General features: G+C 37.8%; 19 protein-coding genes. 13 read left to right on the top strand and 6 right to left on the bottom strand.

Annotated features, from left to right (window positions below; all coding sequences use genetic code 11):
- The first annotated feature begins 21 nt into the window (after window positions 1-21).
- Both RMA94_RS15700 and RMA94_RS15695 read left to right on the top strand, forming a co-directional pair.
- On the top strand, window positions 22-2,121 hold the full coding sequence (locus tag RMA94_RS15700) for a DNA polymerase III subunit gamma/tau (protein ID WP_311083727.1): 2,100 nt from the start codon (window positions 22-24) through the stop codon (window positions 2,119-2,121).
- A 324-nt stretch (window positions 2,122-2,445) separates the two neighbouring features.
- On the top strand, window positions 2,446-4,674 hold the full coding sequence (locus RMA94_RS15695) for a phosphocholine-specific phospholipase C (RefSeq protein ID WP_311083726.1): 2,229 nt from the start codon (window positions 2,446-2,448) through the stop codon (window positions 4,672-4,674).
- Between the two features lie 49 nt (window positions 4,675-4,723).
- Here RMA94_RS15695 and RMA94_RS15690 read toward each other — a convergent pair whose 3' ends face one another.
- Both RMA94_RS15690 and RMA94_RS15685 read right to left on the bottom strand, forming a co-directional pair.
- Window positions 4,724-5,158, bottom strand: coding sequence for a thioesterase family protein (locus tag RMA94_RS15690; protein ID WP_311083725.1), 435 nt, complete (start codon window positions 5,156-5,158; stop codon window positions 4,724-4,726).
- Window positions 5,158-6,315, bottom strand: a complete 1,158-nt coding sequence (locus RMA94_RS15685) for an iron-containing alcohol dehydrogenase (RefSeq protein WP_311083724.1) — start codon at window positions 6,313-6,315, stop codon at window positions 5,158-5,160. The genes RMA94_RS15690 and RMA94_RS15685 overlap by 1 nt, the downstream gene beginning before the upstream one ends.
- 341 nt (window positions 6,316-6,656) lie before the next feature.
- On the opposite strand from RMA94_RS15685, the gene RMA94_RS15680 reads away from it, so the two are divergent.
- Both RMA94_RS15680 and RMA94_RS15675 read left to right on the top strand, forming a co-directional pair.
- A complete protein-coding gene (locus RMA94_RS15680) occupies window positions 6,657-6,986 on the top strand; it encodes a YcgJ family protein (protein WP_311084042.1) in 330 nt (109 codons plus the stop codon).
- A gap of 288 nt (window positions 6,987-7,274) precedes the next feature.
- Window positions 7,275-7,505: a hypothetical protein gene (locus RMA94_RS15675; protein WP_005068773.1), complete on the top strand. Its 231-nt coding sequence runs from the start codon at window positions 7,275-7,277 to the stop codon at window positions 7,503-7,505.
- Window positions 7,506-7,686: 181 nt separating this feature from the next.
- On the opposite strand, the gene RMA94_RS15670 is transcribed toward RMA94_RS15675, so the two are convergent.
- Complete coding sequence (locus RMA94_RS15670; RefSeq protein ID WP_311083723.1) at window positions 7,687-8,154, bottom strand: helix-turn-helix domain-containing protein; 468 nt, start codon at window positions 8,152-8,154, stop codon at window positions 7,687-7,689.
- A 62-nt stretch (window positions 8,155-8,216) separates the two neighbouring features.
- Here RMA94_RS15670 and RMA94_RS15665 point away from each other — a divergent pair, with 62 nt between their 5' ends.
- The 5 genes from RMA94_RS15665 (at window position 8,217) to RMA94_RS15645 (ending at window position 12,416) form a co-directional block, all read left to right on the top strand.
- The gene (locus RMA94_RS15665; RefSeq protein ID WP_005073831.1) at window positions 8,217-8,444 is read left to right on the top strand and encodes a 4-oxalocrotonate tautomerase family protein; all 228 of its coding nucleotides are present in this window, start codon (window positions 8,217-8,219) and stop codon (window positions 8,442-8,444) included.
- A 257-nt stretch (window positions 8,445-8,701) separates the two neighbouring features.
- A complete protein-coding gene (locus tag RMA94_RS15660; RefSeq protein WP_002115216.1) occupies window positions 8,702-9,205 on the top strand; it encodes a low molecular weight protein-tyrosine-phosphatase in 504 nt (167 codons plus the stop codon).
- A 19-nt stretch (window positions 9,206-9,224) separates the two neighbouring features.
- Entirely contained in the window at window positions 9,225-10,259 is a 1,035-nt protein-coding gene (gene murB, locus RMA94_RS15655; protein ID WP_005073835.1) for a UDP-N-acetylmuramate dehydrogenase, read from the top strand.
- A gap of 4 nt (window positions 10,260-10,263) precedes the next feature.
- Window positions 10,264-11,388 carry a YdcF family protein gene (locus RMA94_RS15650; RefSeq protein WP_002115205.1) on the top strand — a complete coding sequence of 375 codons (1,125 nt, stop codon included), beginning with the start codon at window positions 10,264-10,266 and terminating at the stop codon, window positions 11,386-11,388.
- Entirely contained in the window at window positions 11,388-12,416 is a 1,029-nt protein-coding gene (locus RMA94_RS15645) for an alpha/beta hydrolase (RefSeq protein ID WP_002115207.1), read from the top strand. The genes RMA94_RS15650 and RMA94_RS15645 overlap by 1 nt, the downstream gene beginning before the upstream one ends.
- A gap of 56 nt (window positions 12,417-12,472) precedes the next feature.
- Here RMA94_RS15645 and RMA94_RS15640 read toward each other — a convergent pair whose 3' ends face one another.
- The 3 genes from RMA94_RS15640 to RMA94_RS15630 form a co-directional block, all read right to left on the bottom strand.
- A complete protein-coding gene (locus RMA94_RS15640; protein WP_017480925.1) occupies window positions 12,473-12,967 on the bottom strand; it encodes a hypothetical protein in 495 nt (164 codons plus the stop codon).
- Window positions 12,968-13,029: 62 nt separating this feature from the next.
- Window positions 13,030-14,085 (bottom strand): linear amide C-N hydrolase, encoded by a 1,056-nt coding sequence (locus RMA94_RS15635; RefSeq protein ID WP_017387349.1) that lies wholly within the window; start codon window positions 14,083-14,085, stop codon window positions 13,030-13,032.
- A 211-nt stretch (window positions 14,086-14,296) separates the two neighbouring features.
- Entirely contained in the window at window positions 14,297-15,970 is a 1,674-nt protein-coding gene (locus RMA94_RS15630) for an FMN-binding glutamate synthase family protein (RefSeq protein WP_311083722.1), read from the bottom strand.
- Between the two features lie 683 nt (window positions 15,971-16,653).
- Here RMA94_RS15630 and RMA94_RS15625 point away from each other — a divergent pair.
- The 4 genes from RMA94_RS15625 to RMA94_RS15610 all read left to right on the top strand — a co-directional run bounded on the left by RMA94_RS15625 (window position 16,654) and on the right by RMA94_RS15610 (window position 21,442).
- Window positions 16,654-17,184, top strand: coding sequence for a spore coat U domain-containing protein (locus RMA94_RS15625; RefSeq protein WP_311083721.1), 531 nt, complete (start codon window positions 16,654-16,656; stop codon window positions 17,182-17,184).
- An 82-nt stretch (window positions 17,185-17,266) separates the two neighbouring features.
- Window positions 17,267-17,974 (top strand): fimbria/pilus periplasmic chaperone, encoded by a 708-nt coding sequence (locus RMA94_RS15620; RefSeq protein ID WP_311083720.1) that lies wholly within the window; start codon window positions 17,267-17,269, stop codon window positions 17,972-17,974.
- Window positions 17,975-18,014: 40 nt separating this feature from the next.
- Window positions 18,015-20,423 carry a fimbria/pilus outer membrane usher protein gene (locus RMA94_RS15615; protein ID WP_311084041.1) on the top strand — a complete coding sequence of 803 codons (2,409 nt, stop codon included), beginning with the start codon at window positions 18,015-18,017 and terminating at the stop codon, window positions 20,421-20,423.
- Window positions 20,414-21,442 carry a spore coat U domain-containing protein gene (locus tag RMA94_RS15610; RefSeq protein ID WP_311083719.1) on the top strand — a complete coding sequence of 343 codons (1,029 nt, stop codon included), beginning with the start codon at window positions 20,414-20,416 and terminating at the stop codon, window positions 21,440-21,442. Before RMA94_RS15615 ends, RMA94_RS15610 begins: the two co-directional genes overlap by 10 nt.
- The last annotated feature ends 301 nt before the right edge of the window (window positions 21,443-21,743 follow it).

Genomic DNA, 21,743 nt, shown 5'->3' with positions numbered 1-21,743 from the left:
TGCCTGTAAAAAGGAGCATACATGTATCAAGTACTTGCTAGAAAATACCGTCCACGTAATTTCAATGAGTTAGTGGGGCAAAACCATGTTTCTCGTGCATTAAGTAGTGCATTGGAACGCGGTCGTCTTCACCATGCTTATTTATTTACAGGAACGCGTGGTGTAGGTAAAACTACAATTGCACGTATTTTAGCCAAGTGTTTGAACTGCGAAACGGGTGTGACTTCTACACCATGTGAAGTCTGTGCAACGTGTAAAGCGGTAAATGAAGGCCGTTTTATTGACCTGATTGAAATCGATGCTGCTTCAAGAACAAAAGTAGAAGATACACGTGAACTTTTAGACAACGTTCCTTATGCGCCAACGCAAGGTCGTTTTAAAGTTTACCTGATTGACGAAGTACATATGCTTTCTACGCATTCTTTTAATGCGTTATTAAAAACACTAGAAGAACCACCAGAACACGTTAAGTTTCTGTTTGCTACGACTGACCCACAAAAGCTACCGATTACGGTTATTTCACGTTGTTTGCAATTTACGCTACGACCTTTAGCCGTCGATGAAATTACCAAGCACCTTGGTGCTATTCTTGAAAAAGAGCAAATTAATGCCGATCAGGATGCAATTTGGCAAATTGCTGAATCTGCTCAAGGTTCATTACGTGATGCATTATCTTTAACTGACCAAGCGATTGCTTATGGTCAAGGTTCTGTACATCATCAAGATGTTAAAGAAATGCTTGGCTTGATTGACCGTACGATTATTTATGATTTGATTTTAGCGATTCATCAGAACCAACGTGAGAAAGTTAGTCAGCTTTTATTGCAATTTAGACATCAAGCGTTAGATGTTTCACTTGTGCTTGATCAGTTGATTTCGACATTGCATGAATTGGCAATTTTACAATATCTACCTGATTTGAGTTTGAAATATAGCGATGAAATCAATCGCAAAATCATGCAACTATCTAAGCTGATTTCTGCTCAAGATTTGCAGCTTTATTACCAAATCGCTTGTAAAGGTCGTTCAGACTTGCAACTTGCCGTGACGCAAGAGCAAGGTTTTGAAATGTGCGTTTTACGCTTATTGGCATTCCGTCCTTTAGCGCCTAATGAAATTTTAGTATCAGAGCCTGTTCAACAAAATGGACAAGCAGTGGTGAATCACCAAGTACAGCAACAAGTTCAAGATATTGCTCCTGTAAGTGCTGTTCAGCCTGTTGAAGTTATTAGTCAACCCGCTATGGTTGAACCTGAACCTGAACCTGAACCTGAACCTGAACCTGAACCTGAACCTGAACCTGAACCTGAACCTGAACCTGAACCTCAGTCTAATCAGGATTTAATGGTATTTGATCCAAATCATCATGAGCTGATTGGGCTTGAGTCAGCAGTTGTTCAAGAGACTGTTAGTGTTCTGGAAGAAGATTTCATTCCTGTACCAGAACAAAAGTTAGTACAAGTTCAGGCAGAAACCCAAGCAAAACAAATTGAACCAGAACCAGCTTTTTCTGCTGAGCCTCAAGGTTTGTTTGAGACATCTAGCGCTGAATTTTCCCTTGATCAAGATGCGCCTATAACTCCTGATTTGTCTTCTGAAACTGTTATTGAACAACAGTCATTTGTACAAGCCGAAGTAATGGTTCAAACAGAAAAAGTTGCCGTTGTAAAAGAGCCTAGTGCAACTGATAACGGTCAGTTGATGCCTCAAGATATCTTGAAGCTGGCTCCTCAAGTTTTAGAAGGTGAGTGGACACTTGAAAAATGGGAATACTGGTTTAGAAACAGCCAGCTTTCACCAGCCGTCCAAGAACTTGCGCAACATGGTGTAATGACCGGTGAAATTGGCGGCAATACTATTTTCCATATTCCCCAAGAATATGAAAATATGCTGACCCAGTTACAGCAAGGCCTTATTGATGCATTAAATGAGCAATGGCCGAATACTCAATTTACAGTTGAATATGGTGCTTTGAATACATCTACACCATATACCATTCAAAGTGCGCGTAAAGAAAAAGCCTTTCACCGAGCAGCCGAGCTGTTACAGCAACAACCTGTCATTAAGAGCCTCATAGAAACTTTTGATGGCGAATTACAAAATATTCAATTAAAGCCTTAAATTTAACTGAGTTTTGATCTGGTGCAGAATATGAAAATAATAGAATTTTCATATTTTTCACTGGATTGAAATATTTAGGTCATGTCACTGTCATTGTACTTTTCTATGTTAGCCATTTTAGATTTTAAATGGATTGTACATAGCAATGAAAAGGCAATGCACTGGAATAAATTGTTTTAAATATTCATATTTTTTATTAATCGGCGCGATTCTGCTGAGTGGTTGTAACGACTCATCAAATGATAATTCAAATACACCAGAAACAGGTAAAAAGCCTGTAATGCGCTGTGCTCCATAAACTTAAATAATAAAAAGAACCTGATCATGATTACACGTCGTAAATTTTTAAATTATTCTTTAAATATGGGTTTTGGTGCTGCGGCATTGGCAGCTTTCCCATCTAGTATTCAAAAAGCTTTAGCAATTCCTGCAAACAATAAAACTGGCACCATTCAGGATGTCGAACACGTTATTATTTTAATGCAGGAAAATCGATCTTTTGATCACTACTTTGGAACGTTAAAAGGTGTTCGAGGTTTTGCTGATCGTTTTACAATTCCTCTGCCAAGTGGCCGCCGTGTTTGGGAGCAGCTTAGAAGTAATGGGCAAGTTCTAACGCCTTTTCACTTAGATGGTACAGCCAATAATGCACAGCGTGCAGATGGTACGCCTCACACATGGGATGACAGTCAGCTGGCTTGGGACAATGGGCGTATGGCGAATTGGCCAGCTCATAAAACTGATATATCCATGGGTTATTTTAAAGAAAAAGAAATTCCATATCAGTTTGCGCTTGCAAATGCTTTTACGATTTGTGATGCCTACCATTGCTCTATGCACACTGGAACAGATGCTAACCGCTCTTTTCATTTAACGGGTACAAATGGTGCAACACCGACCAAGCGTTCATTTGTAAACAATGAGTGGGACTGGATTGATGGTAACCCAGCGACGGCAGACCGTGGTTATACATGGAAGACTTACGCTGAGCGCTTAGAAGAAGCAGGAGTAAGTTGGATTTGTTATCAAAATATGCCAGATGAATGGGGCGATAATATGTTGGGTGCATTTCGTTCGTTTAGAAAGGCTAATATTGCATCTGGCTATCCTGTTGCAAGCGGTGGTGAACCAAACAAACCGTATGCGGATACGGGTCAAAAACTACCGTATAAAGCCTATGATGCTGCGACCGATAATGCCAAAAATCCACTTTATAAGGGCATTGCAAATACATTGCCGGGCAATAAACCAGAAGAATATCTTGATGCTTTTAAACGAGACATTCGGGAAGGTAAATTACCTCAAGTCTCTTGGATTAATGCACCATCAATTTATTGTGAACATCCAGATCCTTCAAGCCCAGTTCAAGGGGCATGGTTTATTCAAGAAATTATTGATGCTTTAACTGCCGTGCCAGAGGTTTGGAGTAAAACCGCGCTACTTATCAACTTCGATGAAAATGATGGTTACTTTGATCATGTACCATCACCATCAGCGCCATCTCGACTAAAAAACGGCCAGTACGCGGGTAAATCGACATTAAGTAGTGCCGATATGCAGGAGGAATATTTCGATCATGCTGCACCTGAAGGAAGCCATTCTCAGCCTACACCTGATGGACGCGTTTATGGTCCGGGTCCTCGTGTTCCTTTATATGTGATTTCTCCATGGAGTCGTGGTGGTTGGGTGAACTCACAAGTGTTTGACCATACTTCCGTGCTCATGTTTTTAGAAAAACGTTTCGGTGTGAAAGAGCCGAATATTAGTCCATATCGCCGTGCAGTGTGTGGTGATTTAACTAGTGCATTTAACTTTAAAACACCAAATGCAGATATTTTACCGCAGCTGAATGGTAAACAAACACGTGTGCAAGCAGATGAGTTAAGAGAAAATCAAGAAGCTTTACCAGCTGTGCCTGTACCCACGGATACGAAGTTACCGATTCAGCAAAGTGGTATACGTCTTTCACGTGCACTACCTTACGAACTGCACACCAGCGCACGCTGTAATACTGATGGCAAAGTGCAATTGATTTTCTCTAATACGGGTACGCAAGCAGCGGTTTTCCATGTTTATGACAAGCTCAACTTAGACCGAATTCCTAAGCGTTATATTGTCGAGCCGAATAAAACTTTAGATGATGAATGGGACGCTTTAAAAGATAACTTGGGCCGTTATGACCTATGGGTACTTGGCCCAAATGGCTACCATCGTCATTTCAAAGGGGATACTCAACGTATTACAGATAGTGGCGTTAAACCTGAAATTCGAGTGTGCTATGACATTGCCAATGGCGATGTATACGTAGAACTCATGAATGATGGTACTAAGGATGCGATATTGACGGTAAAACCTTGTGCATATCGACAAGATGCGCCATTACAACTTACCGTAAAAGCGGGACAGGTTGTTAAGCAACATTGGGCTTTAGCTGATGTAGGGCATTGGTATGATTTTGAAATCACCAGTCAGAGTGATCCATATTATTACCGACGTTTTGCTGGTCGAGTCGAAACGGGTGAAGATTCCTTTAGTGATCCTGCAATGATGTAAGTTAAGACGAGGCAAAAAGAGCTACGTATTTTCTTTTTGCCTCATTTTTTTATAATAAATAACTCTCTAAAACCTCACGAACTGTCTCGGAAATTGGCACAGTCTTACGCGTTTCTCGATCAACAAACACATGCACAAAATGTCCTTGAGCTGAGGCTTGGTTCTGACCTTGTTTAAAGATTGCTAATTCATAGCGCAATGAAGTCGTGCCGATTTTACCAATCGCAACACCTACTTGAATAATTTCTGGAAATGACAATTCCTGAAGAAAACTACAAGCTGAATCGACCACTAACCCAATTGCTTTTGCTTCATGAATATCAAAACCTGTTTTTTGAATCAATAAAGCATTGGCTGCTGTATCAAAATAACTATAGTAAGTCACATTATTTACATGACCATAGATGTCGTTATCTGCCCAACGCGTTTGAATGTCTAAAAAGAACTTAAATTGATCACGGGTTTTAAAAACTGGTTTAGTCATTAATGAATCGCCTGATAAATTGCCAAAGCAGCGGCTTCTGTCATGTCACGTGGGTTATTTTGTAGTAAGCGGGTTTGCAACATGGCATCTTGAGCAAGTCGAGGTAAACTGGACTCATCAATACCCAAATCACTAAGTCTTAAAGTCAAACCACTACGGTCTAAATGGTTCTGCATATGGTCAATAAATAAATCACACAAGCCATCAGTGCTGCCATTACTATATGGATCAAGCCATTGCATAAGCTCTGCATAGTATTTTTTTGCATTTGGTGCATTAAACTTTAATACTTCAACCAGTACTAGGGCGTTGGTATGACCATGCGACAAATGAAAATGTCCACCCAGTGGATAAGCTAAAGCATGTACCGCAGCAACGGGCGAGTTTGCAAAGGCTTGACCCGCGAGCATTGAACCGAACAGCATGTTTTGACGTGCTTCTAAATCATTACCATCTTTAAGAACTTTTGGTAGGTTATGATTTAACAACTTCAAAGCATGCTTGGCTAAAATATCCGTATAAATATTTTTTTTATGTTTAGAGGTATATGCCTCAATAGCATGTACCATCGCATCAATACCTGTTGCAGCAGTAATATGTGCTGGAAGATTTTGAGTGAAAGTAGCATCAAGAATCGCAGTGTCGGCGTATAGTACTGGAGAGACAATCCCCATCTTTGTCGTCTCACCTGTGGTGACAATTGAAATTGGCGTTACTTCTGAGCCTGTACCGGCTGTAGTAGGAATCAAAATAAGCGGAAGACGAGCTGTAGTGACCTGATTCACGCCGTACATCTCTTGCAAACTTTGGGTCTGATTAGGGTGGGCGAGTAAAGCAATAACTTTTGCAACATCTAGAGAACTACCACCACCAAAACCAATAATGGCATCAACATTTTGCTGTTTAGCGTAATTGGCTGCATCTAGTACTACTTGTTCAGGGGGATCAGCTTGCACATCGGCATAGATGACATATTCAATATTGAGCGTATCTAAAATTTGCAGGATGGGATGGTGTAATTGATTTTTAACCATGCCTGCATCGGTGACTAGCAATAACTTACGGTAAGCTTTTGACGACAAAACATTTTGTAATTCTTGTATAGAGCCTAAGCCAGAGATGATATTTGGAACAGTTTGAAATTGAAAATGGCTCATATACATTATTTCCTTATTTTTGAACATTATTGTTGAATGGCTCTATAAGATTCAATCTCTAAATAAGTTAGCATAAGAAACTTTAAAATAAAGTAGTTCTGACGTGACTAGACTTTTCTTAAGCCTTGTGCCACCCATAGATAAATACTTTTTTGCAATGTTGGGTCCGACATGTAAGTGAGGATTACCAAAATATTTAAACCCTCGTCGAAAAGTGGGCTTTTTGTTATTTATAGGGTTCTGTAGATTTTCTGGCAAGCTTCTAATTTATATAATGCCTTAACAATTTATAATTTTATCGGTTCTAAAAAGTGAAAATTTCTAAAACTTTACTCAGTATTATGGGATGTATGTGTTTGATGCTTAGCTCGGCAGCAATCGCGAAAACCAGTTCTAGTGTATATTCGCCTACAAAAGGTGTAATTTGTGACAAATATATTTGTGCTGACAAAAAAGGTGTTTCTAAAAAGCTTACAGCTAAATATTTAGGCACTTATAAAGCGAATAAAGCCTTCTCTCAAGGTGATTTTGATACTTCAGCGTTTACGCTCTCAAACGGTGTGTTCTGTGATACTAAAACAAAACTATGCCATGTTGATCGATACTTTGAGAATGGGCATCGCAGTAAAATTGATAGAACTATGACAGATAAGCTTTTCAAAAATAAATAATTTTTCTATTGCAGAAATGAAGTAAATATCCCTGATAGATGAGTTTATAAAAGTAAAATTAAATCGCAAAAGACCCCGCTAACTATCGACTAATGGCGGGGTTTTTTATTATTAAGTATTTCTGTAATATCAATTTAATAGTATAGGGTGAAAAATACTAAATGATCAGGGGTAGTAATTAATAAGGAAGGGTTTAGTTTTCGGTAGGATCTTTTCTGATTGGGAAGGGAAAAAGGATCTTTTTATTATTAAGAAAAAACATAATTTTTAGGTGGAATTTAAATAGTGATGTACACAATTAGATATGTTCATCGGAACAACACTTACTATATTGCTTCGAACAATGAAGGAAATTTTATTATTCTTGAGTCACTTGATTCAGAGTTTCGTATGGGCCATCAAATTTCATATGATGGTGAAAAAGTATTTAACCTGACACTAAATGATGAAACAGATGCAGTCATTAAACTGGAGAGTAACGAAAAAGGAGCCTATGAGTACTTACATTCAGTTAAGTAAATAAGCTTTTTTATTCTTAAGTATTTCTGTAAGATCCTTCCGTTGCTTTAAACAACAATAAACCTTAATGATCAGCGCAAAAGTCATAAGGGGAAAGCCTACTTGAAAGAGTAGGCTTTTTTTATTTATCTATAAAAGCATGCTGAGGACTTTATGATCTGTGTAGCTAAGTTATAAAAATTTATTTTTTGCAATGAATGAGCTTAAGTTCCAAATTCTTAAAATCTATAACTTGATTAGAAGAATCAACAAGTTTTAATTTAAGTTCATCATCAGTACTCTTATTAAAAACTTTCACCACATCTTTACCAGCTTCAATAAAATTACCGCCAGATTCAAGCATGGCGAGTAAAACAATATTTAGACTTTTGCCTTTTTTAGTAAGTAAGTATTCTTTACGCTCTCTCACACCAACTTCTTTATAAATTGACAGTTCAAATATTTCTAATTGGATGAGGTGCTTTAGACGATTAGATAAAATTTGCTTTGATATGCCTGTATTTTCTAAAAAATCATTAAATTTTGTTACCCCATAGAAGGCTTCTCTTAACAAGAGGATCGTCCATCTGTCATTCAATATTTCTGTAATTTTGAAGATCCCACATACATCTACTGGAAATTTATGATGTGGAATAATTTGATTTGACATCAGTGGGAGCTCCAATTAGTATGAGTCTATAATTTAGACCTAGCTTTGATTCAGGTAGCATTATGCCATTTATAAATATACAAACTATAGAAGGTTTACTAGATAAAGATAGTAAGGCTGAGCTTTTCAAGCGAATAACGGATTTATTTGTGGAAATAGAAGGAAAGGGAAATCCTGCTTTTCGAGAACATGTTTGGATAAGAATTGATGAGCATCCTCCTGAACATTGGCAATTAGGCAGCTTCAGGCCTACGAAAGAAATGATTGAATTAATCACTGCATCAAAGTGATGTTTGTAAAGCCCTATAAATTAGGGCTTTATTTTTATTTAATTACTACAAAAAATACAAGATTAGCTAATTTATCGCCTGATTTATCAACTTTTAATCTATTGATAAACATTATTTTCCTTTTCAACCCAAGTGAGTTTTGACAAAATGCAACAAGTCACAATGGTCAATTCGGTTCTCACAAACTTATAGTCTGTTAAGATTGTGCATGATCCTGTTTATTTTTATGTAATTCAAATGTTTGGAAGTAATTTCTAATGGAAACACAATATAAGGTGTTATGTGTCTGTTTAGGAAATATTTGCCGTTCTCCCACGGCTGAGGTGGTTTTCAGACATTATTGTGACGCGCATCAACTCAATGTCATTGTCGATTCAGCTGGAACGAGTAATTATCATCCAAATAAATCACCTGATCAGCGTAGTCAGTTGCATGCCAAGAAAAGGGGCTATGACTTATCATCTTTACGTGCAAGACAACTTTCAACCCAAGACTTTTTAGAGTTTGATTTGATTTTGGCAATGGATCATCAAAATTTTGAAGATATTCATGACGTGTTGCAAAGAGCCGTTTCTCAATTTGGCGCACACCAAATTCGTGCAAAAGTAGCTTTAATGAGTGAGCATGATCCTGAATACCCACAACAAGCGTTGCCTGATCCTTATTATGGCGGTGCTGATGGTTTTGAACGTGTACTCAATCAATGTGAGTCCAGTAGTTTGGCATGGGTTAATATTTTAAAAAAACAATTGAATGTTTAAGAATAGGTTTTTCAACACAATGCAAATTCAGAATCAAGTACAGCTTAAGCCATTCAATACTTTAAGTTTAGATGCAACTGTTTCTCACTATACTAAAGTTGGCAATATTCAAGATATTGAAGCAGCTTTAGAGTTTGCTGAGCAGCATCAGTTAAATGTACTTGTATTATCGGGCGGTAGTAATATGTTATTACCGCAGCAGATCAATGCTTTAGTGATTCATCTTGATATTCAGGGAATTGAAGTTTTATCAAACGATGATGATTTTGTGCGGGTTAAAGTAGGCGCAGGCCAAGTCTGGCATGATTTTGTTTTATACAGCACTGAACAGAACTGGTTTGGTTTGCAAAATTTAGCCCTTATTCCAGGATTAGTCGGTGCTTCACCCGTACAAAACATTGGTGCATATGGGGTAGAGGTAGGTGAGTTTATTGAGTCAGTACAAGTGTATGACCGTAAATTGAAGCAAACTCAGACAATTTTAGCGGCCGACTGCCATTTCGCCTACCGCCATAGTATTTTTAAAGATGATCCAAACCGTTACATTATCACGCATGTTACTTTTAAATTGCTTAAACAGCCGCATTTGAAACTTAACTACGGCGACTTGAAACAAGCAGTTGGAGACAATCAGACTGCCGAAAATTTACAAAATCAGGTCATCCATATTCGTCAAAGTAAACTTCCTGATCCAAAAGAGTATCCAAATGTCGGGAGTTTTTTTAAAAATCCGATTGTTAAACCTCAAGAGTTTGAACGCTTAGTCACACAATTCTCAACAATTCCACATTATCCTCAAGCGAATGGAAACGTTAAAATTGCAGCAGGATGGTTAATTGATCAGGCGGGTTGGAAAGGGAAGCAACTCGATATGGTAGGGATGTTCCATAAACAGGCATTAGTTCTGGTGAATTATGCCAATGCATCTCTAGCTGATGTAAGGAAAACTTATCAGGCTGTACAACATGATGTTGATCAGCTTTTCCATATTATGTTAGAACCAGAACCTGTGCTTTATAACAGTTTAGGTTTAATTGAAAATCATACGGAATAGTTTTATGCCAAAAGTACACTTAATGGTACGTTTAGTACAAGTAGTCACCGTGCTATTTGTACTATTAGGCTGTTTCGTGGTTTTTTTATATTCGCCATTTTATTCAAAACTTATTGTAGCTGGGCTTAACTATTTTGTACCTGTTGATGTTAATCAAGTCGCTGCTGAGAGCCAAAGACAGGCTGCATTAAGTGAGCATGATAATTTAGAGCCGGGTTCAAATTTATGGATCGCTCGTCAGGCCTATTTAAAACTGACAGAGCAAGCGTTACGTGAAAAAAGAACATCTGATCTGACCTATATTCAAGAGAATTATAAAGCCTTGCAGCAAATTATTCTTTTAGAAGAAAAGGAACAGGATTCAGAAGAACAAGCCGCATCTGTAACGGTTCCTTTAGTCGCTAAAAACTCAGAAATTGATGCCGCAGATGAGGCGAGTAGTCCTGTTGACGAAGCACTTTTTATTAATAGTTCTGAAAATAAAGCGCTTACTGAGCAATATACAGAGTTTTTAGCAAGAAAACCTGTGGTACCAGAGCATCAAAAAGCTGTCAGTGAACCTGAACAAAAAGTCGAGTATGTGCGTAAAAATCCATTACCAGTACAACCTAAAAAGTTATCAGAACCTTATGCAATTGTTGTGTTGGGTGGCGGATTAACTTTAGATAAAAATGGTAAGGATATTGTTGTTAATGGCTATACGCGTTTGCGATTAGAAAAAACTTTAGAAGTTGAAAAACAAAATCATTTACCTATTGTGCTTAGCGGTGTAGAAGCGCCTTATATGCAAGCTTGGTTAAAAGAACGCGGCGTTGATGCAAAGCTATTAGAAAAGCGCAGTATGAATACATGTGAAAATACTCGTTTTAGCTCTTTATTGCTTCAGAAAAAAGGCGGGGCACCAACAGTCATGTTGGTTACAGATGAATACCATATGCCACGTACACGCCGACTGTTTGCTTTAAATGGTATAGAAACTATTCCTGTTGTAGCTCCAATGCCAACTCCACTGACACGTTGGCAACCAAGTGTGCAAAATTACGATCATAGCCGCCGTGCAAATTATGAATTACTTGCGACAATTCGTGACATGTTGTTTGGCTCAAGTGATTGTCGAGAGGTTCCTTAATGTCAGATATTCCATTTCTCAATCCTGCCGTATTAAAACAATTAGATTTACCGGTTCCTAATCGTGATCTTACGCCGCAAGTTTTGAGTCCACTTAATTTAAACACATTAGAAGAACCTTCTCGTGATTTGCTGGCCTATCGCAAATTGTATGGTTTACATTTACTTGAATGTGACCATTGGCAAGGCTATGTCCAAATGCCTTTATTCCGTTTGCATGTGCAAGTTTTCAAACCCAAAGTAGAAAAAATACAAGGTACAGTTTGTCTATTGCATGGCTATCTTGAGCATAGCGGTATTTACCAGCCAATTATTCGTGAAATTCTTGAGCAGGGCTTTAGTATTATTACTTATGATTTGCCGGGGCATGGATTAAGTGATGGTTCACCAGCCAGCATTAAAAACTTTGATCATTACCAGCAAGTTTTGATGGCTGTTTATCAATATGTGAAACATGCAGATCAGTTACCTAAACCATGGGTCGGTATTGGTCAAAGTACGGGTGGAGCAATTTGGATGCATCACTTATTAGAATATGCTGAAAAACGCCAAGATCCGATTGTAGATCGAGTACTTTTACTTTCTCCGTTAATTCGCCCTGCAAAAACCGCGTGGTGGCATAACCCTGTTGGGTTAGGCATTATTCGCCGTATTAAGCGTCAGGTACCAAGACACTTTAGACGTAATAATCATAATCCTGAATTTTTGCGTTTTATTCGTTTAAAGGATCCTTTGCAACCCCGAATGATGGGCATGGACTGGATTTTGGCCATGTCAAAATGGATGCAAGAAATGGAAGAGCGACCTGCTTGCCGTATCCCAGTCTGGCTTGCACAAGGTGCTCTCGATCAGACGGTTGATTGGCGTTACAACATTGAATTTATTCGTCGTAAATTTAGGCTCCAAACGTTGTTAATGCTTGAAGAAGGCTCTCATCAATTAATTAATGAACGTGCGGATATACGTGCGGCATTAACAGGATTGATTCCTGCCTTTTTGCATGCAAAGCCAAAACATTTTTATTATTAAAAAAATAATGCATCTATCCAAAATTCTAGATAGATGCATTATTTAATCTTTGTAGTTTATTTTGAATTCTGATAAAGCTGCATAAAGTTTTTATAAACCGAAGACTGCTTTTGTGGACTATACATATTGCGCTCGATTGTTCCTTTATCTGTTTTGATTAAAACATTCACATTTTGAGCATTTTTAAATTCTTGTAGAAATTGACTTGGAATAACAAAGTAAGTGGTTGAATGTTTAGGTACTAATCGGCTCACATTTGTCTTTTCAGTGGCTTGAGCTGGTTCGTAACTGAATCGTTTACCATCAATATCAAAGGTCAAAGCGTTAATATCATAAAAGTTATAACTACTACTTAAATGAACATCTACACGAAGCTGATTTTTTTGATTTTCGTTCCATTTAACCAATAAGCTTGGGCATAGTTCAGTTGGTGAGCAGTTTAGTTGACCAGCTGTCTTTACCTCTTTAGGAGCTGGTGTACTAACCTGTGTGGTGCTACAAGCCGCAGTAAGTAGGCATGAACCCAATAAAAGTAGAGATTTCTTCATCATATAAATTCCAAGATCGTATGTTTAATATTATTTATGTTAAGAGTAATAAATTTTGACATAAATTAACGCGTAGTTGGACCTAAAAATACAAATGGTTTTGCAATTTTAAAGGAAGAGGTAGCATCACCTGCATAGATATGGCTTTGATCAGGCCCTAAATCAAGTCTACGTGTTTTACCATCTTTAAAGTTAATCTTTTTTAAGTCAACCCAAAATACATTTGGTGAGAGAGCGGATTCAAAAAAGTAGAGCATCTGTTTGTGGTCGGCAACAGTTCGCCAGCGAGTCGAAGAGATATTAGGTTCTTCTTGAGTATTTAGCCCATAGGGAACAGATGCATTCCGAATCACACTAAATACAGAAGCTTGTGCTTGTTTTGTATTATCATTTTTAGGAATAGCATTAATGTAAAATGATGCACGTGCAAAGCGATCAGATGCTCTGTTAGTACCGGGAAGCATAATCGTTCCGCCAATTTGCTTCCAATATTCAACAAGTGCAAGTTGTTTATCGAAAGTAGGTGAATTGGTCATGACTTGATAGCTTCGGCTATGGTGAATCACTTGTTTTCCACCAATATATTCAATAATTGCGCTATCACCTGTTTTATCAGAAATAGATAAATGTAAGGTGGTGAGCCGTGTTTCACCGGGAACATTGTCTGTAATAATAGTATAGGGTTCTTTTTCTAAGGCCTTAACGGCTTCATCTACAGTTGCAAAATTATCAAGTACATATTGAGCCCATGCTGCAATACTTAATAAAGGCTTATCTGTCTTTTTTGCATCTGGGTATTCAGACTCTACTAACCATAAAATATTAGCAACCAAACCTGCTTCATTCATTCCATCTGTTGTGGAAACTTCATAACCTGTAGCAATTACACTTCCATATTTCGACGTCCATTTTATTGAGTTGGGACCAGCGCTACCGTCACGGCTAACCCCGCTTGGCATAATCCATAAGTTGGTACCTGTATCAACCTTCCAATCCATTGAGCGAGCAGTAATAATATGTTGGTTATTACCTAAATATACGGCACGTGTACAAGCGACAGCATAGCTACTTAAGCCTACAGCGATTGCAACAAAAGAAGAGATGAATGTTTTTTTCAACATGACGAGGTACCTTCTTGTTATAAGCATTAAAAAATTTTTATTAAATAAAATTAAAATGTGTACGTTATTTATACTTTTATATTAGGTGAAAAATCTATTAAATACAAATTAAAAGGGGAGTGGAATTTAAGCAAAAATCACATATTAGGTTTAAATATGGAAGAGCATCACACTATAAAGGTGATGCTTAACTTATAAAAATTAATATAAATTAAAAATGATTGGCATCAGCCATATTCCACATTCGATAGTAGAAATTATCATCGTCATTATTAAGTTCAGATTGTAAAAGTTCACCTTCTTTCAAGAAAAAATGCAACTGAGCATAGTTCTTAATTTCACGGTCATTTACTCGCTGAGCCAAATGATGAGCTTTAATATCAGAAGGATGACGTAAACCTGCTGCAGCAATCATTTCTGATAATGCATGCAAGGTATTTTTATGAAAATTAAATACTCGTTCTGCTTTGGTTGGTACATCAATTGCTTTTTGACGATCTTTGTCTTGAGTCGCTACACCCACAGGGCATTGGTTGGTGTGGCAGCTTTGTGCCTGAATACACCCAACTGCAAACATGAAACCACGTGCTGAATTAACCCAGTCTGCACCGAGTGCAAAAGTGCTGGCGATATCAAATGCACTAATGATTTTACCACTAGCACCAATTTTAACTTGATCTCTTAGCCCTGCACCCACAAGAGTGTTATGGACAAAGCGTAAGCCCTCTCGTAATGGGGTACCAATATTGTCACTAAACTCAATTGGTGCTGCACCAGTACCACCTTCAGAACCATCCACAACAATAAAGTCGGGAACAATTTTTGTTTCAAGCATTGCTTTAACAATACTCATAAATTGCCAAGGTTGGCCAATACACAGTTTAAAACCAACTGGCTTGCCGCCAGATAATGTTCGCAGCTTCTGTAAGAAATGCATCATTTCAATTGGGGTAGAAAAACTAGAATGCTTAGCAGGAGAAATACAATCATGATCGCGTGAAACGCCACGGATTTGGGCAATTTCTTCGGTAATTTTATGCTTAGGTAAGATACCGCCATGGCCCGGTTTTGCACCTTGTGAAAGCTTTAATTCGATCATTTTGATCTGTGGCAATTGAGATTGTTTAGCAAATTTTTGCTCGTCAAATTTTCCATCTAGGGTACGGCAACCAAAATAACCACTGGCAATTTGCCAAACAATATCTCCACCATTTTCGAGATGATAAGGGCTTAAGCTACCTTCACCAGTATCGTGATAAAACCCACCTAATTGCGCTCCTTTATTGAGTGCTCGAATTGCATTGGCACTTAAACTACCAAAGCTCATGGCAGAGATATTCATAATGGATGCACTATAGGGTTGAAGGCATTGCGCATTACCCACCTGAATGCGGAAGCTTTTTGGATCAGCTGGTGGGCAAGGGTTTATTGAGTGGACAATAAAGCGGTAATTCTCTTGATAGACATCAATAATTGAGCCAAAAGGTTTATCTGCATTTTCGTTTTTAGCACGTTGATAAACTAAGCTTCGTTGCATGCGAGAAAAAGGTAGAGCATCTTGATCCGCTTCAATAAAGTATTGACGAATTTCGGGGCGTATATCTTCAAACAAAAAACGAAAATGTCCCATAATTGGGTAATTTCTTAAAATAGAATGTTGATTTTGTAAAACATCATAGAGGCCTAATAGGCTTAAGGCGCCTGTAACTACCCATAAACCATTAAGGAGAGTATCAGAAATAAAATAATAGATACTATGAGGGGTATAGACGGTTCGAAACCATGTGATGCTGAGCGCAGTAAAAATACATAAAAACCAGAGAGAATGACGTGAAAAAAATGTATTGAGAAATTTATGTCGAATGATTTGTGCTGGACTCGCCATATTGGAACAAATTCCTAATGTTTTACTGATACATACCTTGCCAAGAAGGAATTAAAACCACAAGTATGGAATTGTTAGCTTAAGGACGGTATAACAAAATCCAAAGATTATTAGGTTTGATTTTTCATTTAATTTTTAGAAATAGTTGAGCTAGCAATACATGCTTTTTAGTAGTAAAGACCTGCCATTAGCCATTGAAATATCTAAAAAAATTCTAAAGATGTGATAAAACACTTAGATTTCTTATTCATAAAGTATTATTTTCTTATTCATTTAAAATATATAGAATAATCAGGTGTTTACTTTTTGTTCTTATTTTTTTGACCAAACTTTAAAAAATTATAAAATATGATTGGTTATGGTAAATTTTAACTAATGAAAAATTTAAATTTTTTAGAAAAACTAATAAAAATGTAAATGAAATTATCGAAAATTAATAAAAACAGTGGGGCTAACCATAAAAATTTTTATAATTGAGAAATCAATCAAAATTTTGATTATTAATTGATATTTGGAATGAAACAAACATTAGTGTTTTTGTTGTTTTTTTGTATTATGCGCAATTAGTAGAGTAAAAAAATAACGCTTTGAAAAAACAGTCAGAAGAACTAGTGATTGTGATGGGGAAGGCTAATTTTTACATCTATTAATTTTATTGGCGTAATGTAAAAAGGTTTTTAACCATGAATAAGTCTCTCATTTGTTTATCAGCAATTGCTATGGGTTTAACGTCTATCAATGTTGCAAATGCAGCTAACGCAACCGGTACACTAACTGTTAAAGCAACGATTACAAACAGTTGTGTTCTCAACACTTCTGCAACAGGTACTACGTCAAATGCAATTTTAGACTTTGGTACGTTAAGTTCGCTTGCAAGCAATGTAGATGCAGACACCACAACAACAGGTGGTACTGCAATTAAAGTGTTATGTAACAACACTGTGCCATGGACTTTGGCTTTTGACGCAGGGAAAAATGCTCAATCGACACAACGTCGTATGATTGGTGGGGCGGCTAGCAGCGAATACATTCCTTACAACCTTTTCTCAGATACTAACCGTGCAACAGCAATTGGTATTGCAACAACTGCATATAGCGGTACTGGTACTGGTGCAGCACAAACAGTTAACGTCTATGGTCGTATTCCTGCTGGCTCAACTTTACCAAGTGCAGGTAGCTATGTTGACACTGTGACTGTAACAGTGACTTATTAATTTTTAATAAGTTTTATTGCGTCATCGCTAGCTCTTTTTAAAGGAGCTAGCTCAATCTGAGAAAAGTAGTTCTGGGCAAATCATGAAAAAAAATATCTTTGTTGTGACAAGTTTATTGTTATTTTTGCCTAGTATGCTAAATGCAGCATCAATTCGCCTTTCACCTGTTAGTGTTGAAATATTGAGTGATCAGACTGCATCTTCCATTAGTTTATATAACCAGTCAAATGAAAGCGCTGATTTGCAGGTGCGTGTATTTGAATGGAGACAAAATGCTGGACAAGATCAATTAATCCCTACGGATGAGATTGTAATTAGTCCACCATTTTTAAAACTACAACCTAGTGACTCTTATAACTTACGTGTAGTTAGAATTAACCCAGAACTTATTTCTGGTGAAAAAACTTATCGTATTATTATTGATGAGTTACCAAAACCGATTGATAGTCGTAAAGCTGATCAAGGGGTTAACGTACTACTACGTTCGTCATTACCTGTATTTGTCGTCAATAAAGATGCGATTACTAAACTGAATTGGTCAATACAACAAGAACAAAATAACGCTTATCTCACCATAAGTAATGTTGGTAATCGACATGCGCTTTTAAATAACTTAATACTTGTGGATACAACAGCAAATAAAAGCTATCCCATTAAAGTAAACACCGTGAATGGTTATATTCTTGCCGGGAAATCGAGAAACTTTAATATCAGTCCTGATTTTAAATTTCAAGCAGATCATAAATATAATATTTCATTAAATATTAACGGTAAGCAAACATCTCTTTAAAGAGGCACATATGAAATATATCGTAAGTGCCTTATGTGTTATGTACTTGCCGATTCATGCCGCTGCTGAATCATTACAAGATAGTACCAATGCTGTCTTACCAAGTATTCCGGAAGTTCCGAATTCTGCTCATCAGGCATTTGGTTCTGATCAGGGATATATCCAGCTATTTTTAAATATTTCGATTAACTCAAATATTTCTAAAGATTTAATATCGGTACGGCAGGATCAAGATAGAAAGCTATATATCCGCTCACGTGATTTAAAAACTTTAAGATTAAAAATGGATGAACATATCCCAGATAACCAGTGGGTATGTATCAACGATCTAAACGGAATCCAGTTTAAATATCTCGAAAATGAGCAGTCTTTAAACCTAAAAGTTCCGTCGAACATGTTAACGGGTTACTCAGTCGACTTAAGTGGCCAGCAGATCACTAGTCCTCAGTTACTGAAAATGAAACCTTTAAATGCGGCTATTCTGAACTACAGTCTGTATAACACCATAACCAATGATGAGAATGTTTTCTCAGGTACGGCAGAAGGGATCTTTAATAGCGCAATCGGTAACTTTTCTTCAGGCGTTTTATATAACGGTAGTAATGAAAATAGTTATAGTCATGAAAAGTGGGCGCGCCTAGAAAGTAAGTGGCAATATGTTGACCCTGAAAAGATCAGGATATATACCCTAGGGGACTTTATTTCCAATAGCCCTGATTGGGGAAGCAGTGTCCGTCTTGCCGGTTTTCAGTGGTCGAGTGCTTACAGTCAACGCGGGGATATTGTCACTTCGGCACTCCCGCAATTCTCCGGCTCGGCAGCACTGCCTTCAACACTAGATTTATACGTCAACCAGCAAAAGATTTATTCAGGGCTAGTCCCATCTGGTCCATTTGATATTAAACAGCTTCCGTTTATTTCAGAAAATGAAGTCACACTGGTGACTACCGATGCAACGGGACAGCAGAGCATTACCAAAAAGCCTTACTATTTTTCATCCAAGATTCTGGCAAAAGGCATAAATGAATTTTCAGTAGATGTGGGGGTTCCACGTTATAACTATGGACTCTATTCAAACGATTATGACGATGCCACTTTTGCCTCAGGTGCGATTCGATACGGCTACAGCAACTCACTGACCTTAAGCGGTGGAGCAGAGGCTTCAACAGATGGTCTGTCGAACCTAGGCACAGGATTTGCCAAGAATGTTTTGGGTATTGGCGTGATCAATGCTGACATTGCCGCGAGCCAATATAAAGATGAAAACGGTTACTCTACCTTGCTGGGTTTAGAAGGGCGCATCAGTAAGAACATTTCATTTAACACCAGTTACCGCAAAGTATTCGATAACTACTTTGACCTTGCCCGTGTATCTCAAGTGAGATATTTAAAAGATAACCAGATGACTTCTGAGCCGCAGAACTACCTGAACTACAGCGCACTGGCAGATGAGATTTTTAGGGCAGGGATTAATTATAACTTTTATGCAGGTTACGGGGTTTATCTGGGTTATAACCAGATTAAATATAGCGATAACTCCTATAAATTACTGTCTACCAGTTTAAGTGGAAGTCTGGACAAGAACTGGGGTTTTTATGCATCAGCTTATAAAGATTATGAAAACCACAAGGACTATGGAGTTTACTTTGCGCTGCGATATACACCGTCCAGTAAAGTGAATGCGATCACGAGTGTTTCTAGTGATAGTGGTAAAGCAACCTATAGACAAGAAATCAATGGATTTACTGATCCACAAATTGGTTCGTTTGGCTGGGGCGGTTATGTTGAACGTGATCAGGATGCAAATGAAAACAATGCCTCGGTTTATGCCTCTTACCGTGCCCGAGCAGCTTACCTGACAGGACGCTATAACCGATTTGGAGATAACGATCAGGTTGCACTTTCAGCAACAGGTTCACTGGTTGCGGCAGCGGGACGTATATTTGCGGCCAATGAAATTGGAGAGGGCTATGCGGTCGTAACCAATGCAGGGCCGCAAAGCCAAATTCTAAATGGTGGTGTTAATTTAGGTGCGACCGATAAGTCTGGCCGATTCTTAATTGCGAATTTAAGACCCTACATGTCTCATCATATCTACCTAGACCCATCATATTTACCTTTAGAGTGGGAAGTTAGCTCTACGAATCAGACAGCGTTTGTAGGTTACCGCCAAGGAACCTTGGTTGACTTCGGTGCTCATCAGGTCATTTCAGGGTTAGTGAAACTGGTTGATCAAAACAACTCACCGTTAATGCCGGGTTATGCCGTTCAAATTAATAGTCAGCAAGATGGAATAGTTGGTTACGACGGCGAAGTATTTATTCCAAACCTATTGAAGCAAAACAAACTTGAAGTTGATCTTCTGGATCATGGTTCATGCCAAGTTGTTTTTGCGTATGAAAATAAGCAATACAGTGCTAAAAAATTGGGGCCTTATGTATGTCGATAAATATTGCTAGCTTTAACCAACCGACAACATTTAGAGCACTTTCATTTATCCTGAAATATTTTTTGGGAACGGGTTTGCTATGCCTGATCTTTACATTTTTTAATTCCGCCCATGCAGATTGCACAGCTACAGCGCCAAATTCTGGCACATATACATACACTGCTGCAACAATTAATAATGATGCAGTACTGACATACACTGGGACAATACGTTGTTATGGAGCACGTTCAACACCAGAAATTTCAGGTTATATGTGTATGAAAACCGTTTTTACTGGAACCACGAGTAGTAATAATAATGTTTCATTACCCTATACGGTAACTGCAAGTGTCGGTGGGGCTGGCTCTTCTACCACTAATCAAAATTCGAATGTCTGGTATGGGCCTGTGAAAACCGTCTCTTCAAAGAATGTTATAAGTTACTCAATAAATATAAAAGTACCAGCTCGTACGGGTTCGCTCATGGCATATCCTAAAGGAACCTATACGGGTACGGTTCAGCTATTTTGGGACATGCAAGCAAGCTCTAGCACTGTGTGTGAGGGGGATAGTGGTGGAGGTTGGGACTCGGGTAATACCACCATAACTGCTAATTATGTTGTGCCAAGTTTGTGTCAAATAGATTCAACATCAAATGTCGATTTTGGAAATATTAATGATATTGGTAAGACTACTCGTGATTATACAGCTCAAGGAGTGGTGAATACGACCTGTAATAATGGACTGCCATATAGTATTTATTTGGGGGATGGAAATAACCGTATTGCCGGTGGCTTTAGGCAAATGGCAAATGGTAGTGGTCAGTACATTCAGTATCAGTTATATCAGAACTCGAATTATATTACGGTATGGGATACTACTGGTGGTGTAAGCGCAGTTGGAGGTTCTGGAGGTGTTTCTAAAACAGGTTCGGGCAGTTCTCAGGGTACAAATGTCTATGGAAAAATTCCGCAAGGTACTACTATTGCAACAGCTCCGGGTAATTACTCAGATACGATCGTTGTTACAGTAACTTATTAAGAATTTTTTGATTCTAAGATTGGATATTTTGCCAATGTTTTGATTGGCGGAGATGAATAATAATTAGTTTTTAAAATTGATATTTAAGCTAGGCTCGACTTAAAGGTGTAGTTTAAAAGGGGCCTTACTTATAGAATTTGATGTTTAATTGTTCTAATTTAAAAGAAGCAGATAAGTTTAAAAAAGTAGGGATGATAAGTGGTTAGCGATAATGTTGTTTCAGGATGAGTAAAAACAGAAAAAGACAAATTAAAAAAATAAGAAAAAACATCTGATAAATATATACCTTGTGAATATTAAA

The sequence above is a fragment of the Acinetobacter sp. V115_6 genome, assembly GCF_031799025.1.
Lineage (GTDB): Bacteria > Pseudomonadota > Gammaproteobacteria > Pseudomonadales > Moraxellaceae > Acinetobacter > Acinetobacter pittii.
The sequence above is the reverse complement of the archived record's forward strand: the minus strand, read 5'-3'. Positions and strand labels throughout refer to the sequence as shown.

What these genes read in the sequence shown, in the direction of transcription:
- RMA94_RS15700 (WP_311083727.1), top strand. Translation starts at nt 22, where the DNA reads ATGTATCAAGTACTTGCTAGAAAATACCGTCCACGTAATTTCAATGAG.
- RMA94_RS15695 (WP_311083726.1), top strand. Translation starts at nt 2,446, where the DNA reads ATGATTACACGTCGTAAATTTTTAAATTATTCTTTAAATATGGGTTTT.
- RMA94_RS15690 (WP_311083725.1), bottom strand. Translation starts at nt 5,158, where the DNA reads ATGACTAAACCAGTTTTTAAAACCCGTGATCAATTTAAGTTCTTTTTA.
- RMA94_RS15685 (WP_311083724.1), bottom strand. Translation starts at nt 6,315, where the DNA reads ATGAGCCATTTTCAATTTCAAACTGTTCCAAATATCATCTCTGGCTTA.
- RMA94_RS15680 (WP_311084042.1), top strand. Translation starts at nt 6,657, where the DNA reads ATGGGATGTATGTGTTTGATGCTTAGCTCGGCAGCAATCGCGAAAACC.
- RMA94_RS15675 (WP_005068773.1), top strand. Translation starts at nt 7,275, where the DNA reads ATGTACACAATTAGATATGTTCATCGGAACAACACTTACTATATTGCT.
- RMA94_RS15670 (WP_311083723.1), bottom strand. Translation starts at nt 8,154, where the DNA reads ATGTCAAATCAAATTATTCCACATCATAAATTTCCAGTAGATGTATGT.
- RMA94_RS15665 (WP_005073831.1), top strand. Translation starts at nt 8,217, where the DNA reads ATGCCATTTATAAATATACAAACTATAGAAGGTTTACTAGATAAAGAT.
- RMA94_RS15660 (WP_002115216.1), top strand. Translation starts at nt 8,702, where the DNA reads ATGGAAACACAATATAAGGTGTTATGTGTCTGTTTAGGAAATATTTGC.
- murB (WP_005073835.1), top strand. Translation starts at nt 9,225, where the DNA reads ATGCAAATTCAGAATCAAGTACAGCTTAAGCCATTCAATACTTTAAGT.
- RMA94_RS15650 (WP_002115205.1), top strand. Translation starts at nt 10,264, where the DNA reads ATGCCAAAAGTACACTTAATGGTACGTTTAGTACAAGTAGTCACCGTG.
- RMA94_RS15645 (WP_002115207.1), top strand. Translation starts at nt 11,388, where the DNA reads ATGTCAGATATTCCATTTCTCAATCCTGCCGTATTAAAACAATTAGAT.
- RMA94_RS15640 (WP_017480925.1), bottom strand. Translation starts at nt 12,967, where the DNA reads ATGATGAAGAAATCTCTACTTTTATTGGGTTCATGCCTACTTACTGCG.
- RMA94_RS15635 (WP_017387349.1), bottom strand. Translation starts at nt 14,085, where the DNA reads ATGTTGAAAAAAACATTCATCTCTTCTTTTGTTGCAATCGCTGTAGGC.
- RMA94_RS15630 (WP_311083722.1), bottom strand. Translation starts at nt 15,970, where the DNA reads ATGGCGAGTCCAGCACAAATCATTCGACATAAATTTCTCAATACATTT.
- RMA94_RS15625 (WP_311083721.1), top strand. Translation starts at nt 16,654, where the DNA reads ATGAATAAGTCTCTCATTTGTTTATCAGCAATTGCTATGGGTTTAACG.
- RMA94_RS15620 (WP_311083720.1), top strand. Translation starts at nt 17,267, where the DNA reads ATGAAAAAAAATATCTTTGTTGTGACAAGTTTATTGTTATTTTTGCCT.
- RMA94_RS15615 (WP_311084041.1), top strand. Translation starts at nt 18,015, where the DNA reads ATGTACTTGCCGATTCATGCCGCTGCTGAATCATTACAAGATAGTACC.
- RMA94_RS15610 (WP_311083719.1), top strand. Translation starts at nt 20,414, where the DNA reads ATGTCGATAAATATTGCTAGCTTTAACCAACCGACAACATTTAGAGCA.